The sequence below is a fragment of the Oleiphilus sp. HI0086 genome, assembly GCF_001635225.1.
The window spans coordinates 1-16,148 of sequence record NZ_LWFZ01000113.1 but is presented as its reverse complement, the minus strand read 5'-3'; the positions used below and the strand labels follow the sequence as shown (position 1 = coordinate 16,148).

The window sequence follows — 16,148 nt, the reverse complement described above, 5'->3', positions numbered from 1 at the left end:
TGCAAACAAGTTATATTCCGATCTTAGCGCGAATCCCAGTAATGCTAGTGTCAATGATTGGCTTTGTGCATACGCAATGGCGGTCAATGAAGAGAATGCTGCGGGACAAGCAGTCGTAACCGCGCCAACAAACGGTGCGGCGGGTGTAGTCCCAGCATTGCTTTATTATCTAACCAAGCATGAAGAGATTTCAGAATCTAAGTCACGAGAGTTTCTGCTAACTGCGACAGTCATCGGCGCGATAATTAAAGATACTGGCTCTATATCGGGGGCTGAGGTCGGTTGCCAAGGGGAAATCGGTTCTGCCTCAGCGATGGCGGCAGCTGCTTGCTGTGCTGTCATGGGGGGGACTATTTGGCAAATAGAAAATGCAGCAGAGATTGCCCTAGAACACCATTTAGGTATGACTTGCGATCCGGTAAAAGGTCTTGTTCAAGTACCTTGTATAGAGCGGAACGGATTTGGTGCCATCAAAGCCTATGCGGCTGCGTCACTTGCGATGCACGGTAACGGTAGCCATTTAATTACCTTGGATAATTGTATTGCGGCGATGAAGCAAACTGGTGAGGCAATGTCAGAAGAGTTCAAGGAAACCTCTCAGGGAGGGTTAGCAGTCAGGTGGGTAGACTGTTAACATTATCTGAATAAATTAGGTATGGGAGATAAAGGATGACAGAAAGCGCAATCGTTTGGCGCAGTTGCGCAAAGGCACGCTTGAAGAAGGTCCCTTTTTTCATTAGGCCATTTGTAAAATCCCGCGTAGAAAAAGTTGCCAGGGCTCGTAATTTAACAGAGATAAATGAGGGCTTGCTAATTGAAATTAAACGAAAAGAAATGCCCGGTTAGAGTGGGAATATTCGTTTTTTCGGTGTGTTTTATCGTCTTTTCGCGGTAAACTCTGCGAGTGTTATAAAGGAACCTCAAATCTCTAATGAATCACTTGTTACTGATCGCCGTTGCTGGCGCCCTGGGCGCGCTTGCGCGTTATGGGCTCGTTTCCCTTGTAGGCTCTCGAGCATTCCCTTGGGGTACTATGACCGCGAACATTCTAGGCTCATTATTGATGGGCTTTGCCTATGTATATATCGTTGAGAAAAGTATCGTTCCTGCTGACATGAAGCCTTTCGTTATGACCGGGTTTCTTGGCGCGTTTACGACGTTCTCTACTTTTTCGCTTGAGGCCTGGCAATTGCTGGATCGTGGCGAAATATTAATTGCTGCATTTTATATTATAGGTACAACACTGATTTGCATTGTCGCGCTATTTGCCGGGGTGCTGATCTCGCGCGCTAGCCTCTAAGAATATTAAATACCAAAACATTACTAATTTAACGACTAAACATTAACGCAAGAATTTTATTTATGTTAGATCCAAAACTCGTCCGCACCGAAACCAATGAAATCGCTGAAAAGCTGGCAATAAAGAAGTATAAGTTTGATACAGACTTGTTTTCATCCCTAGAAGAGTCGCGTAAGCAAATACAGTCAAAGACTGAAGAGCTTCAAAATGAACGCAACACTCGCTCAAAATCGATTGGTAAAGCCAAAGCGGCCGGAGAAGATATTGCGCCACTAATTGCCGAAATGGATACAATTGGTGCTTCTTTAGAATCTGCAAAGGCGGAATTAAGTGAAGTGCAGGATCAGTTAAACGATTTGCTTGCAGGCATGCCTAATATACCAGACTCTGAAGTGCCTGAAGGTAATTCTGAAGATGATAACGTCGAAGTATTAAAGTGGGGTGAGCCTGGAAAATTTGATTTCGAGGTTAAAGATCACGTAGCTTTAGGTGACATCAATAAACAATTAGACTTTGAAACTGCAAGTAAATTGACCGGTTCACGTTTTGTGGTGATGCGCGGACAGTTAGCCAAGCTTCATCGTGCTTTAGCGCAGTTCATGCTTGATACGCATTCAGCTGAAAATGGTTATGAAGAAGTCTACCTTCCTTACGTTGTTAATAGTGACTCATTGTTCGGAACTGGTCAGTTACCGAAGTTTGAAGAAGATTTATTTAAATTGCATGCAGACAGAGAGTTTTACTTAATCCCGACGGCAGAGGTTCCTGCAACCAATATTGTTCGCGATGAGATTATCGACTCGGCCAAGCTGCCTATCAAACTTGTTTGCCATACACCATGTTTTAGAAGTGAGGCTGGATCCTATGGTCGTGATGTGCGCGGTATGATTCGTCAGCATCAATTCGACAAGGTTGAGATGGTTCAGATCGTTAAGCCGGAAGATTCAGCCCAAGCACTAGAGGCCTTGACGGGACATGCTGAAGGTATTTTACAAAAGCTGGGTTTGCCGTACCGAAAAGTATTGTTGTGTGGTGGTGACCTGGGCTTTTCTGCTGTGAAGACCTACGATCTTGAAGTTTGGCTGCCCGGACAGAAAGCCTATCGTGAGATTTCCTCTTGCAGTAATACAAAGGATTTTCAGGCTCGTCGTATGCAGGCTCGATACCGCTCTCCTGAAATGAAAAAACCACAACTTGTTCATACTTTAAATGGTTCTGGTCTAGCGGTCGGTCGTACGATGATTGCGGTGATGGAGAACTATCAGCAAGAAGATGGTTCGATTAAAGTTCCTGAAGTGCTTGTTCCTTATATGGGCGGACTTGAAGTCATTGCTTAGTTTATCAACGGTCTGTAACTGAGGAGTCACGATGGATTTTTTACCACTTTTTTTTAGTTTAAAAGGTAGTCGTGTCCTTGTGGTCGGAGACTCCGCAGCTGCTGCACGTAAAATAGAAGTATTACTTAAAACCAAGTGCAAAGTACGCTTGGCTACAGACACTCTGACCGATCAAGGCTTAAAAATATTGGTCGAAACTAATGACATAGAGCGTGTTTCGCTGACTGCAGAGAGCCCTAATAATGATTTGGTCTGGGGGCGTATCAGCTTAGCTGTCGCAGCGTCTGAAGATAAGGTTGTTAATGAAGCTATAGCAAAGACTGCTAAGCAGAGAAATATCCCGATTAACGTCGTTAATCGAGTAGATATTAGTGATTTCGTATTTCCTTCTATTATTGACCGCTCACCTGTTATTGCCGCGGTATCTAGTAGTGGTGAATTGCCTATTTTAACGCGTTTGGTTCGTAGTCGTTTAGAGGCAAACCTTCCACATGCTTTTGGCCGTATGGCGATGATCGCTAAAAAGTACCGGCAGCAGGTACGTGAGGGTGTTGATGGTATTAATGCGAGAAGGCGCTTTTGGGAAAAACACTTGGAAGGTAAGTTCTCTGAGTTGGTTTTTTCAGGAAAGGAAGAAGACGCTGTTGACCTATTAGAGTCTGCCATTGAAGATCTTTCTTCTACTGCGCCAAGTAATGACGGTGAGGTTTACTTGGTCGGCGCAGGGCCCGGAGATCCCGACTTATTAACGTTCAAGGCTTTGCGCTTGATTCGCCAGGCAGATATCGTTTTGTACGATCGTTTGGTATCTGAACCAATATTAGAGCTTGTCAGGCATGATGCGGAGCGTATTAATGTTGGAAAGGAGCGTTCAAATCACCTTGTCCCACAAGAGTCGATTAACGAATTGCTTGTTAAGTACGCAAAGCAGGGTAAGAGAGTACTGCGTTTGAAAGGCGGCGACCCATTTATATTTGGTCGTGGTGGCGAAGAAATAGAAACGCTGGCAGAAGAGGGAGTGAGTTTCCAGGTTGTGCCAGGAATTACTGCTGCATCGGGCTGTTCCGCTTATTCAGGCATACCTTTAACTCATCGCGACTATTCTCAATCGGTACGTTTTGTTACTGGCCACTTAAAGAACGATACTTGTGATCTTCCCTGGCATGAATTAGTTCAGGAGAATCAGACCCTGGTTTTTTATATGGGCTTAACGGGGCTTGCAACCATCTGTTCATCTCTGATTGAGAATGGGATGCGTACTGATAAGCCTATAGCTCTGGTTTCCAAAGGGACAACAAGGCATCAAAAGGTTTATGAAGGAACGCTGTCAACTATTGTGGATATTATCAAGAACCAAAAGGTTGCCGCTCCGACTTTAATTATTATTGGCGATGTTGTTAGCTTGCGCGATAAGCTGAAATGGTTGGAGTGACCATTTGTGCTTATCAATAAAAAAGCCGCTCAGATTGAGCGGCTTTTTTATTACTTTAAATCGTTTGAACTGTTTATCGCTTAGGTAGCACGTCTTTTAGTTTCTCGTGCATTTCCAGTAACGATTTTTCAGTTGTCTCCCAGTCGATACAAGCATCGGTAACTGATACGCCGTACTCAAGCTGAGATAAATCTTCAGGAATCGATTGGTTACCAAACTTAAGATTGCTCTCAACCATAATGCCAACGATAGATTTGTTGCCGTCGATGATCTGATTGCAAACGTCCTGCATAACCAGTGGCTGCAGGTTAGCATCTTTGTTTGAGTTTGCGTGGCTGCAATCAATCATTATGTTCTTACTAAGTTTTGCTTTCTCAAGTTCCTGCTCGCATAGTGCAACGTTAACTGAGTCATAATTAGGTTTACCGCCACCACCACGCAAGACAACGTGAGAATATGGGTTGCCTTTAGTGCGAACTACCGATACTTGTCCTTCGCGATTAATCCCTAAAAAGCTATGAGGGTGTGATGCAGATTTAAGTGCATTCATCGCAACGCCAAGGCCGCCGTCTGTGCCATTCTTAAAGCCGATTGCAACTGACAAACCGCTACTCATTTCGCGGTGTGTTTGGGACTCTGTGGTACGCGCACCAATAGCAGACCAGGAAATTGTATCTTGCAAGTATTGTGGTGAGATTGGATCAAGTGCTTCGGTAGCGGTAGGTAGGCCCATATCGCAAATGTCTATTAGTAGTTGGCGGCCAATATGCAGGCCTTCTTCAACTTCAAATGAATCATTTAGGTGAGGGTCATTGATAAGACCTTTCCATCCAACAGTTGTTCGAGGTTTTTCAAAATAGACACGCATCACGATGTACAGGGAGTCAGATACTTTGTCGGACAAAGCTTTCAGCTTTTTTGCGTATTCCTTAGCAGCATCAACGTCATGAATTGAGCAAGGGCCAATGACGACAAAAATTCGATGATCCTTTCGGTCAAGAATATCGTTAATTGTCTGACGCCCATTTGTCACAGATTCGATTGCTTTTTCTGTAAGTGGAATCTCTTTCTTTAACTGCTCGGGTGTGATTAACACTTCGTGAGAAGCGATATTTACGTTATCTAATTTGTTGCTCATTTTCTCTCAACTTATCCCAAAAACTATTAGGCTGCTTGATTCGTGAATTCTAGTGCAAGAATAAACCTGCTATCCAAGGTTGTTTTTCTAACGATAGACGGAACTGTAAAAATTAAAAGTAATGTTGCTGGATACAGGGATGGATTGCAATGATGTAGAGCAACTAAAAATGTATTTTTTTACAGCGTATTGAATATAGATAACTATAATGAAGCGTATGGAAAAAATTAATGCAGTAATTTCTTCGTGAGCCGCCTTAGTAATGACTTGAGTTTTGTGAGGGCTTTGTGTCAAAAGCTACGTGTGCCTGAGCTTAAGTATCTACAGGATTTTGGCACTAGTACCGACAAAACTCTAGATTTAGAGGGTGTTCGACAGCACTTTGTCTTAGAAGTAGGTCAGTACGAAGTGAGCTTGTTAGATCATCTAAAGAAGCATTATGAAGGCGCACAGAAAAGTGGCGTTAATAATATTGCTTTTATCTTGGACCGTTGCTTCGACGTTTGGCTCCGCAAGAATTGCTTCCCCCATGAAATTGCGAACATTTTATCTGTCTGGCGCTTTTCATTATTTACGATCATTTTTCTAGAGCAAAAAAAAGTTTTTCAGCAAGAAGGGGTTGACCAAAAGAAAATACTTGCTTCTGTCATTGGCTTGCTTGAACTGATAGCTACAGACTGTATTGGCTGGAGCGCCGTCCCCGAGCGTTCCAAGCACTTACTTCTTGAACAATTGAATGACGTCAGCACTCAAGTAATAGCAAATCTCCATTCAAACCTGGAGCTGATTGAGGATGCTGAACTTAAGTGGAAAGACTTCCAAGATAAGCAACGCTCAAAGTTTACAAAGGTTACTCAGCGTCTAATCGAGTCAGAGTCTCAATTATGCTGGAAACGTTTCAGCTTTTGGTGTGCACAAAGCTACATTGATTCGGTTTTTGCACGTAAAAAACTTCCCGAGAGTTTACAGTGCTTTCTGGATTCTTATTGGCTTAACAGTGTGGCTGTACATTTGGTATGCGAAGACGGTCTTCATGTGCGTCTGGATGCCGAAATCGACAAATTGACCCAGTCTTTGATGAAGGCCTTTTGCCAGCAGGGCAAGGCTTTATTTCAGTTAGCTGATAGCTTGGTTGACGATCTCAAGAAGGTTCTTGATAGATCGAATATTGCTTACGACGAAAGCATATTCAATGCCTTAGAAGAAAGTATGGTTTCATTGCTTAAACAAGAGTTCTGCGATTCTTTTGTTCCCTATACTTCAGTACCGACTGATATAACACTTAATGAACAATTTAGTCATTTCGATATCTCAAGAATATTATATAAAGATGAGGTTGGTGATAGCTCCGTACCTCAAAATGATTCGGTAGAAAAACTCAATCTTGAAGAAAGTGACTGGTTTGTAATGGGTACAGACCAAGCTAGTTCACCTTCAATGATATTATTGAACCGCTTTGACTATGCTGGCTTGTTTTTGTTTGGTAATTATTTGGGGATGAAAACGGGCATATATACCCGTCAGGAGTTAGACCACTTGCTCAATCAAGGTGAGATTAAACCTTACAAGCAAGGGGAGTCATTCTCTGTTGTGTTTAATGCTTGTGTTAAGGGGCTGATGCGAGTAGCTGATTCACAGCAGAAAGCCAGAATCGCTGCCGCCGAGAAAGCGAAAGAAGAAGCAGAGAGACTGCTCGAAGAAAAACGACTTGCCGAAGAAGAGGCAGAAAAGAGAGCGCAGGAAATTGCCGAACGTACTAAAGAACTACTTAAAAGGCGCGAAGATAAGAAAAAAGCCCAACTTGAAGTATCAGCACTAGCGAAAGTACAGAAATTGACTATAGGTGCTTGGGTCTCACTTACGATTGGTGACCAAGCGGAGCGCTATAAGCTAGTAGTGAAGATTGCTGCGAGTAGTAAATTCATTTTTGTTGATAAGCTCGGGATTAAGAAAAAGGAATATAAAGAAGTTGACCTTGTGGACCTTGTTGTGACAAACAAAATGGAATTTTTGAGCGACGGAGCAGAATTTGAAGACAGCTTGCAAAGGGTTGTAAGCCGATTGCGTATGGCAAAATAAAAATGGTTACTAGCATGAATGATGAAGACTTAAAAAAGTACTTTGATATTGATGAGAAGCGAGTAGAAGCGCGTTTGAACGTTGATGCAGATATTTATATTGAAACAGTGTCACGTGAACCTGGGGATGATAGACCTGCTCACGTTGTACAATGTGAATGTGTTGATTTGTCCGCGAATGGCCTTCAAGCCTATGTCGATGAACCTCTAACGCAAGGCGCTATTCACAGTCTTATAATTGATCTGCCAGAACAAAATAAAAACTTCAGGTTAACCGCAGAAGTGAGATGGGTAAAACCATATAAGTCTGATTATCTAACCGGCTTACTACTTTACGATTCCGATGGGACTGAAATAGTAGATTGGAAGTTTCTGATGTCAAAATACCTTAACTAATACGTAAGGCTTTTGAACTACTCCGCGTCTTCCATTTCTTCAAGCTCTGTGCCAAACAGTGAGTCTTTGTCAAATTCGTTCAAGTGGTCTTCGATTGATAGGCCATTGCCTACACCGTTATTAAGGCTTGGTACAGGTTCTTCGTTAATGAATGCCGCAGCATCAGCAGCCGTTAGTTCTTTACCTTCTTCCATTAGCGCGTGGCCGTAGTTTGGATAGGTGACCAAGGTTGAGTTAGGCAGCGCCTTATGCCAGCGTTGCGCATGGCTAGGGTCTCCCCACTTATCGGACTGACCCCACATGATAAGCGAAGGAACTTCAATTTCGCTGAGATCGAGCAGCATGCCATGCTCCATTAAAGCACGGACAAGTTTCAGCTGTTTGATGTTGGTCGCGTGGGTACCTTCAGTTTGGGCAAGGTGCAGATACCTCTCGGTTACGGCGCGCGATGGTTTTTCCAGACCATAAAAGTCTTGAACAATTTCAGTGATAACGCCTGAGGGTTGTATGTATTTGCTGAATATATCCATGCCAGACGTTGTGGCATAGTTAAGTATCCATGGTAACTCTTGTTGGAATCCTTTAGGGCTAATTAGTACAAGCTTATCCAATTTTTCGGGGTGCTGCAGACCCGCGTACTGTGCGGCCAAATAACCGGAGTAGGAACTGCCAATAAGCGAAAATTTATTTATGCCAAGATCTTCAATAAAGTATTCAAGTGTGTGGACAATGTAATCGCTCGATAAATTTTCGGCGCAAGTGTCTGTACTATCAGAAACACAGTGTGGTGCGCCAGTAAGCCCTGATCCTGGCAGGTCTATTGCGATCAATCTAAAGTCATTACTCAGAATGTCGATCCAATCCTCCCAAGCATGAAGTGAGGAAAGTTCGCTGTGAAGTAGAAGTATTACAGGGCCTTCGCCTACGTCGCGATAATGGATTTTTGTATTAAAGTCGTTTTCGATCCACTGGGAGTCACTATAACTATACTTGCTCGTAATGTACCAGTCAGGTAGCTCGGAAAAGCCAAGAAAATTAGACAAGGAGGTCGAAGATTGAGACGCCTGCTTGATGTTTGCGCAGCCGCCTAGACTTAGGGCGAAGGTAAATGTCAATAGGACAAAAGCAAGCCTAATGCGGTAAAAAAGACGTTCCACTATACGTATCCATCACAAAAATTAAACGTCGCACAAAGATGTACAAGGCATGTACAAAAGCACTTCTCAAGGACTGCATAGACTACCAGTATGTGCTTACCGTTTTCAGTGACGTAGTCCTTAAAATAGCAGTTATCTAAGCGGTTTAGCTTTCTTCTAGTGAACGCATGCCGCTAGTATTAAAGCCACCATCAACAAATAATACTTCTCCGCTAATTCCGCTAGCTAGATCTGAGCATAAAAAAGCAGCAGCATTGCCAACTTCGTCAATAGTCACGTTACGTCTAAGTGGTGTTTGCTGTTCATTTTCAGATAGCATTTTTCGGAAGTTCTTAATGCCGGATGCAGCCAATGTACGAATGGGGCCAGCTGATATGGCGTTAACACGCGTTCCTTCAGGCCCAAGGCTACCGGCCATATAACGAACGTTTGCTTCAAGACTGGCCTTTGCCAAGCCCATTACGTTGTAGTTTGGCAAGGTTCTTTCTGAGCCTAAGTAGGTTAGGGTTAGTAATGACCCATTTCGCCCTTTCATTAACTCACGGCTTGCTTTCGCCAAAGCAACAAAGCTATAAGAGCTAATATCATGAGCGATTTGAAAACCTTCACGGGTGGTTACATCAACATAATCACCGTTTAGTTCGTGGGCGGGAGCGTAGCCTACGGAATGCACGATTATATCAATGCCATCCCACACCTTAGCAATCTCTTCGAAGACCTGAGAAATTTGCTCGTCGTCGGCAACATCGCAGGGTAGAATTAGCTTTGATCCCCATGCTTCACCAAACCCTTCAACTCGCTTTTTCAACTTCTCGTTTTGATAGGTTAACGCTATTTCTGCGCCTTCTCGGTGAAAGGCATTAGCGATACCGGTTGCAATCGATAGCTTGCTTGCAATGCCAACTATAAGAACTTTTTTACCTGCTAAGAAACCCATAATCTATTACCTGGAACCAATTGAAAGTGCTGTCTAAGCGAGAAGGTAGCTCGCAATTAATCTATGCTGATGTTAAGAATATACCACTTGCTGAGATATTTTTATGAATAAAAATAGGCCGCATCTAATAAGTTTTTTGTATAGTCATGTTGAGGTGCGTCAAAAAGAGTTTCACAGTCGTTTTCTTCGATAACGTCTCCATGGCGCATAACTAATACTCTGTGACTTAATGCTCGTACGACTGCGAGGTCGTGACTAATGAATAAGTAGGCGATTTGGTACTTTTCCTGAAGGTGTCTCAGCAAATCTATCACTTGGTTTTGGACAGTACGATCTAAAGCAGATGTTGGCTCGTCGAGTATTATTAGCTTGGGCTTAAGGACGAGCGCTCGTGCAATTGCAATTCGTTGCCTTTGTCCACCGGAAAACTCGTGTGGATAACGATGGCGCATGCCCGGGTCGAGTTCGACCTCTTCGAGCACTTTAATGATTATTTGTTCTCGTTCGTCAGGAGTTCCAATGTTATGTATTTCTAAGCCCTCGTTAATGATTTGCATAATTGACATGCGAGGACTGAGGCTGCCATAGGGGTCCTGAAAGACAATTTGCATTTCTTTTCGGAAGGGGCGGAATGCTTGTTGGTCAAGATTGTGAGTGGGCTTACCTTCAAAGAATATCTCACCTTCACATTGCTGAAGTCTAAGTAAAGCGAGGCCGAGGGTGGTTTTTCCGCTGCCGCTTTCGCCGACGATACCAAGAGTTTCGCCTGCTTTTAGTTTTATTGAGATGTCTTTAGTTGCCTTTAAGAACTCAAGAGGCTTGCCCCAGAAACTTTTCTTAGTAGGAAACCATACGTTGATGTCCTTACTTTCTAAAATTGTTTTAGCGTCGTTCGGGATTTTCTTAGGTGAGCCGCTAGGGTCAGAGTTAATAAGTAGCTTCGTATACTCTTGCTTTGGAGTAGCGAAGATATCTTCGCAATATCCAGATTCGATGAGTTTTCCATGGTGCATCACTACCACTTCGTCTGCATAATGGCGTACGATGCTCAGGTCGTGGGAAATAAGAATGACGGACATTCCAAACTTTTTTTGTAACCCCCGGATTAACTCAAGTACCTGCTTTTGTACGGTTACATCCAACGCTGTTGTTGGCTCATCTGCGATGAGTATGTCTGGTTCGTTGGCTAGCGCCATAGCGATCATTACGCGCTGCTTTTGTCCGCCTGATAGTTGGTGAGGATAGGATCCCAGGCGAGACTCAGGCTCAGGAATACCAACTAGATCTAGTAATTCGATAACACGCTTACGAGCGGCTCGAGTTGAATGAGCGCTGTGTAACTGTATTGATTCGGCAATTTGTTTCTCAATCGTATGTAGCGGATTAAGTGACGTCATTGGCTCCTGAAAGATCATGCCAATTTTACCGCCACGCACACTTCTTAATTCAGTCTCGCTTGCTTTTAAAAGGTCTTTGTTTTGAAAAAGGATTTCGCCACTCGGGTAAGACGTTTTATTTCTTGGATGTAAGCCGAGAATCGCCTGGGCAGTTACTGATTTTCCAGAACCGCTTTCGCCAACAATTGCGATTGTCTTTCCCGCGTGAATATCAAAACTGATACCTTTAACTGCCTCTATTTCTTGCTCTCCTTGTTGAAAGCAAACACGAAGGTCTCTGATAGATATTTGAGCATCGTTATCGTTTGTCATAAAAACTAATTACCTTGAGTGCGTGCTTATATCTTTTTTGGGTCGAATGCGTCGCGTACGGCTTCGCCAATAAATACAAGTAGAGACAGCATTAGTGCAAGAACAATAAATGCCGATGCGCCGAGCCAGGGTGCGTGTAAATTTGTTTTGCCTTGTGAAATCAGTTCACCTAGTGAGGGTGATCCTGGTGGAAGCCCAAAGCCAAGAAAGTCGAGAGAGGTCAGGGTAGTAATTGAACCCGTGAGAATGAAAGGCATGAAAGTAAGTGTCGCGACCATAGCATTAGGAAGCATGTGTCTAAACATAATTCCTCTATTGTCCAAGCCTAGTGCACGGGCTGCGCGTACGTATTCTAGGTTTCTAGCGCGCAAGAACTCTGCGCGTACAACGTCAACTAGCCCCATCCAGCTGAATAACAGCATAATACCAAGTAGCCACCAGAAGTTAGGCGTAATAATACTACTCATGATTATCAGCAGAAATAGAACGGGTAGCCCAGACCAGATTTCTATAAAACGTTGGCCATAAAGGTCGATGCGGCCGCCATAAAAGCCTTGTATAGCGCCAACTACCACACCAACAACAGAGCTAAATAATGTGAGTGCTAAACCAAAGAGTACTGATATTCTAAAACCGTAAATCAATCTTGCGACAACATCACGAGCCTGATCGTCGGTCCCAAGTAAGTTTTCACTTGAAGGAGGGCTTGGGGCGGGTACAGGAAGTTGATAGTTAATGGTGTCGTAGCTGTATTGTATAAGAGGCCATAACATCCAGCCTTCTTCATTAATCAGCTCAGAAACGTATTCGTCACGATAGTCGGCTTCGGTCTCAAAGTCTCCTCCGAATGCGGTTTCTGGGTAACTATTTAAGAATGGCGTATAAAGTTCACCCTGATAGGACACCAAAAGAGGCTTGTCATTTGCAATGATTTCGGCAAACAGTGAAGCAAAAAATAAAATCGAGAATAAGATTAAAGAGTAATATCCGCGTTTATTGGCCTTGAAGTTAGCAAGGCGTCGGCGATTCAGGGGTGACCACGAGCTAGTATTAATCAACATCACTATTGCTCCCTGCTTGCAAAGTCAATTCGCGGGTCAATAAAGACGTATGTCAGGTCGCTAATGAGTTTTAGAATTAGACCAACCAGGGTAAATACGTAAAGCGTTCCAAACATAACCGGATAATCGCGGTTGAGTACAGCTTCGAAACCAAGCAGTCCAAGGCCGTCAAGCGAAAAAATTACCTCTATCAACATCGAGCCTGTGAAGAATATACCGATCAAGGCGCTAGGCATTCCTGCAATAACTATCAGCATGGCATTTCTAAATACATGTCCATATAAAATGCTTTTGTCTGTGAGCCCCTTAGCTCTGGCAGTCGTAACATACTGCTTGTTGATCTCATCCATGAAGGAGTTCTTGGTAAGCATTGTTAGAGTTGCAAAGCCACCTATAACGATAGCGGTAACTGGCAGTACTAGGTGCCAAGCATAATCCAGAATTTGCTCGCTTGTCGTCATGGTGTCAAAGTCTGGCGAGGTAAGACCGCGTAAAGGGAACCAGTCCCAGTATGTTCCACCAGCAAAGAGAACTATTAGGATAACGCCGAATAAGAAGCCAGGAATTGCGTAACCAACAATAATGACACTACTGGTCCAAAGGTCGAACTTGGAGCCGTCTTTGATCGCTTTTTTGATGCCGAGCGGGATCGATATAAGGTAGATGATCAGTGTTGACCAAAGACCAAGAGAAATTGATACCGGCATTTTTTCAAGGACTAAGTCGAGTACACTTTTGTCGCGGAAAAAGCTTTCGCCAAAGTCAAAAACAGCATAGTTTTTGATCATAATAAAGAAGCGCTCATAAGCTGGCTTATCGAAGCCATACATCTTTTCAATGCGCTCAATAAGCTCAGGGTCAAGGCCTTGAGCACCATGGTATTTAGAGGAGCTGCCAGAGCTGCTAGAACTTGAGGTGTTGGTAGATAGCTCTCCGCTACCGCCGCCTAAACGGCTTTGAACGTCTGAACCCATTCCCTGAATCTGTGCGAGCATTCGCTCAACGGGGCCGCCGGGTGCTGCTTGCACGATAATGAAGTTTAAGAGCATGATACCGAGTAGTGTCGGTATCATAAGAAGAAGTCTGCGAAGAATGTAGGCGCTCATTACTTACGGAACCACCACGTATCGATCGCTACTCCGGATTTGGGGGAAATTTCAGGTCTCGCAAGGCTCTTAGTGTAAGCGATACGCTCAACCGGGTTATACCAGTTAGGTATTACGTAGTGCCCGTGTAGTAGAACTCTGTCGAGAGCACGAGTTCGATTAACTAAAGACTTTCTGTCTGGCGCACTGATGACAAGATCAACAAGCTTATCCACGACAGGGTCTTGTATTCCGGCAATGTTTCTAGAACCCTGCGTATTGGCTTTTGATGAATGCCAGTATTCTCTTTGCTCGTTACCTGGTGAATTTGACTGACCAAAACCACCAACCATCACATCGAAGTCAAAAGAGCGGCGGCGATTTATATACTGGGTAGTATCTACGACGCGGATACCGGCTTCAATTCCAAGTTTTTCAAGATTTTTAATAAAGGGTTGTACTACACGCTCAAAGTCTTTCTGGAATAATAAAAACTCGAATGAAAAGGGCTTTCCGCTCTGCTTATTTGTCAGCTTGCCATCCTTCACAGACCAGCCTGCTTCTTTCAGTAACTTGATGGCTTTCCTTAAATTTTTTCGCAAGCTTGCAGGTTTTTCTGTGCTAGGTGAACGGTATTCACTTGTAAAAACAGATGATGGAAGTTGGTCTCTAAAGGCTTCAAGGGTGCTTAGCTCTTCACCAGTCGGCAAGCCCCGCGAAGCGAGTTCAGAGTTCTCAAAATAACTATTACTGCGTGCATATTGCCCATTAAACAAATTCTGGTTGGTCCATTCAAAGTCAAATGCATAGGCGAGCGCCTGTCTGACACGGCTATCCTTGAAAAGTTCTCTACGTGTATTGATAACAAAAGCCTGAAGACCGGCTGGGCGCTCGTGCTTAACTTCTTCTTTGATCAGTTCGCCGTTATCAAACTTTGGGCCGACGTAGGCGTTAGCCCAGTTGCGTGCAGTGTTCTCAATGCGGAAATCAAACTCGCCAGCTTTGAAAGCCTCCAATGCAACAGTGTTATCTTTGTAATATTCGTATACGATTTTATCGAAATTATACATACCCTTGTTAACCGCAAGATCTTTTGCCCAGTAGTTTGGGTTTTTCTTCAGTGTGACCGAGCGACCAGGGTCAAAGCTGTCGATCATGTAAGGGCCGTTGCCGACAGGAATATTTAGCGACGATTTACCGAAATCGTGTTTACTCCAATAGTTTTTGGAAAAAATCGGGAGTTGACCAATGATGAGCGGGAGTTCTTTATTTTGATTGGTAGCAAACTCAAAATGAATGACTGAATCTGAGCGAACCTCAACGTTTTTTACATCGGCATAGTAAGCTGCATAGAATGGTTGTGCTTTTTCATGCTTCGTTAGTGTTTCGAAACTGAACTTTACGTCGTCTGCTGTTATGGGGCTGCCATCAGAAAACTTGGCATTAGGGTTTAGCTTGAATGTAACTGATGAACGGTCATCAGGCGTCTCGATTGTTTCGGCAATTAGTCCATATTCGCTGAAAGCTTCATCACTCGCATGCTTTGTGAGACTTTCATACAAGTAGCGAACACCCGCGGCAGAAACGCCTTTAATAATATAAGGGTTGAAACTGTCGAAGTTATCACCGACAACGCCTAGTTTTAATGTGCCACCCTGGTTTGCAACAGGGTTGACGTAGTCAAAATGCTCAAAAGACGGGTCGTATTTTAACGAACCATGCATTGCAATACCGTGCTGAGGATTTGCAGCAATAGTGAAAGTTTGAAAGATGAGAGTAAAAAACAAAGCGAATTTAAAATGCATGGCTTATTTTGCTTATTGTAAATGTAGTTGAAAAATCTAGTCTCAATGCACACTTTAGTGCAAATTACAGGATGAAAGATCGTAAAGTTAAATGATAGACTCGTCTATAGCTTTTATCACCTTAAAGGCTTACGAAATATTTAGTTAGGCAAAACTGTTATTTAAGTTCGTTTTTTACAAGGCCGCAACGCTGGCATTTTGACACCGTTACAAGCTTGCCCTGTTTAACGTCGAACTTTGAGTTGCTTATAACCTTCCACTTATGAAAGCCGCTTTTGCATAAAGTTTTGCCTTTATGCTTGGCCTTTGGGGATGGTTTTTTAAAGGGAATTACATTAGACATAATAAGAGCTTTCGTTGCTTGAAGGCCTGAATTCATCGTTATAAAAGGCTTAATGCCTATTAAGAGTTGTTGCAATACTGATGTTACCAAGACGCTACTTAGATCGCTACGCCTTATTTGTTGGCCTTAGTTTTTTGCTGCATGCGATTATAATCGGCGTGGTTATGCTTGCTCAGGTGGATAAAGATGAAGAGGAAGAAAAGCAGCATAAAGTTCTGATAAAATTAGATAATCCTATTAATGAAGAGGAAGAGGAAGAGGAGGAGGAAGAGGAAAAGCCTTTAACAGAAGAGAAAGCTAAAGCAGAGAAAGCTAAAGCAGAGAAAGCTAAAGCAGAGAAAGCTAAAGCAGAGAAAGCTAAAGCAGAGAA

The 16,148-nt window shown here is 43.3% G+C and carries 15 protein-coding genes; 8 read left to right on the top strand and 7 right to left on the bottom strand.

The window, feature by feature from the left end; genetic code table 11:
* The 5 genes from A3756_RS01620 to cysG all read left to right on the top strand — a co-directional run.
* A partial coding sequence (locus A3756_RS01620) for an L-serine ammonia-lyase, iron-sulfur-dependent, subunit beta (RefSeq protein ID WP_197481096.1) occupies positions 1–634 on the top strand: 634 nt, incomplete at its 5' end.
* A 35-nt stretch (positions 635–669) separates the two neighbouring features.
* Positions 670–846 carry a PCP reductase family protein gene (locus A3756_RS29140; RefSeq protein WP_082865032.1) on the top strand — a complete coding sequence of 59 codons (177 nt, stop codon included), beginning with the start codon at positions 670–672 and terminating at the stop codon, positions 844–846.
* 85 nt (positions 847–931) lie between these two features.
* Positions 932–1,300 carry a fluoride efflux transporter CrcB gene (gene crcB / locus A3756_RS01615; protein ID WP_068515105.1) on the top strand — a complete coding sequence of 123 codons (369 nt, stop codon included), beginning with the start codon at positions 932–934 and terminating at the stop codon, positions 1,298–1,300.
* Positions 1,301–1,362: 62 nt separating this feature from the next.
* Positions 1,363–2,637, top strand: coding sequence for a serine--tRNA ligase (gene serS, locus A3756_RS01610; RefSeq protein ID WP_068515108.1), 1,275 nt, complete (start codon positions 1,363–1,365; stop codon positions 2,635–2,637).
* A 31-nt stretch (positions 2,638–2,668) separates the two neighbouring features.
* A complete protein-coding gene (gene cysG / locus A3756_RS01605) occupies positions 2,669–4,069 on the top strand; it encodes a siroheme synthase CysG (protein WP_068552761.1) in 1,401 nt (466 codons plus the stop codon).
* A gap of 73 nt (positions 4,070–4,142) precedes the next feature.
* Here cysG and A3756_RS01600 read toward each other — a convergent pair whose 3' ends face one another.
* Positions 4,143–5,207, bottom strand: a complete 1,065-nt coding sequence (locus A3756_RS01600; RefSeq protein ID WP_068509085.1) for a 3-deoxy-7-phosphoheptulonate synthase — start codon at positions 5,205–5,207, stop codon at positions 4,143–4,145.
* A 285-nt stretch (positions 5,208–5,492) separates the two neighbouring features.
* Between A3756_RS01600 and A3756_RS01595 the strand changes: the two genes are divergently transcribed.
* Positions 5,493–7,286, top strand: a complete 1,794-nt coding sequence (locus A3756_RS01595; RefSeq protein WP_197469649.1) for a DUF1631 family protein — start codon at positions 5,493–5,495, stop codon at positions 7,284–7,286.
* Positions 7,287–7,300: 14 nt separating this feature from the next.
* Positions 7,301–7,681: a PilZ domain-containing protein gene (locus tag A3756_RS01590; RefSeq protein ID WP_068509088.1), complete on the top strand. Its 381-nt coding sequence runs from the start codon at positions 7,301–7,303 to the stop codon at positions 7,679–7,681.
* A gap of 17 nt (positions 7,682–7,698) precedes the next feature.
* On the opposite strand, the gene A3756_RS01585 is transcribed toward A3756_RS01590, so the two are convergent.
* The 6 genes from A3756_RS01585 to A3756_RS01560 all read right to left on the bottom strand — a co-directional run bounded on the left by A3756_RS01585 (position 7,699) and on the right by A3756_RS01560 (position 15,435).
* Positions 7,699–8,838, bottom strand: coding sequence for an alpha/beta fold hydrolase (locus A3756_RS01585; RefSeq protein ID WP_068509080.1), 1,140 nt, complete (start codon positions 8,836–8,838; stop codon positions 7,699–7,701).
* A gap of 145 nt (positions 8,839–8,983) precedes the next feature.
* Positions 8,984–9,775 (bottom strand): enoyl-ACP reductase, encoded by a 792-nt coding sequence (locus tag A3756_RS01580; RefSeq protein ID WP_068509078.1) that lies wholly within the window; start codon positions 9,773–9,775, stop codon positions 8,984–8,986.
* Positions 9,776–9,876: 101 nt separating this feature from the next.
* Positions 9,877–11,484 (bottom strand): ABC transporter ATP-binding protein, encoded by a 1,608-nt coding sequence (locus A3756_RS01575; protein WP_068509076.1) that lies wholly within the window; start codon positions 11,482–11,484, stop codon positions 9,877–9,879.
* A gap of 26 nt (positions 11,485–11,510) precedes the next feature.
* Positions 11,511–12,545, bottom strand: coding sequence for an ABC transporter permease (locus tag A3756_RS01570; RefSeq protein WP_068509074.1), 1,035 nt, complete (start codon positions 12,543–12,545; stop codon positions 11,511–11,513).
* 2 nt (positions 12,546–12,547) lie between these two features.
* Positions 12,548–13,651, bottom strand: coding sequence for a microcin C ABC transporter permease YejB (locus tag A3756_RS01565; protein ID WP_068509072.1), 1,104 nt, complete (start codon positions 13,649–13,651; stop codon positions 12,548–12,550).
* A complete protein-coding gene (locus A3756_RS01560) occupies positions 13,651–15,435 on the bottom strand; it encodes an extracellular solute-binding protein (RefSeq protein WP_068509069.1) in 1,785 nt (594 codons plus the stop codon). The genes A3756_RS01565 and A3756_RS01560 overlap by 1 nt, the downstream gene beginning before the upstream one ends.
* 519 nt (positions 15,436–15,954) lie before the next feature.
* Here A3756_RS01560 and A3756_RS27010 point away from each other — a divergent pair.
* Positions 15,955–16,148 (top strand): hypothetical protein (locus A3756_RS27010; protein WP_197481095.1); only part of this gene is annotated, 194 nt, incomplete at its 3' end.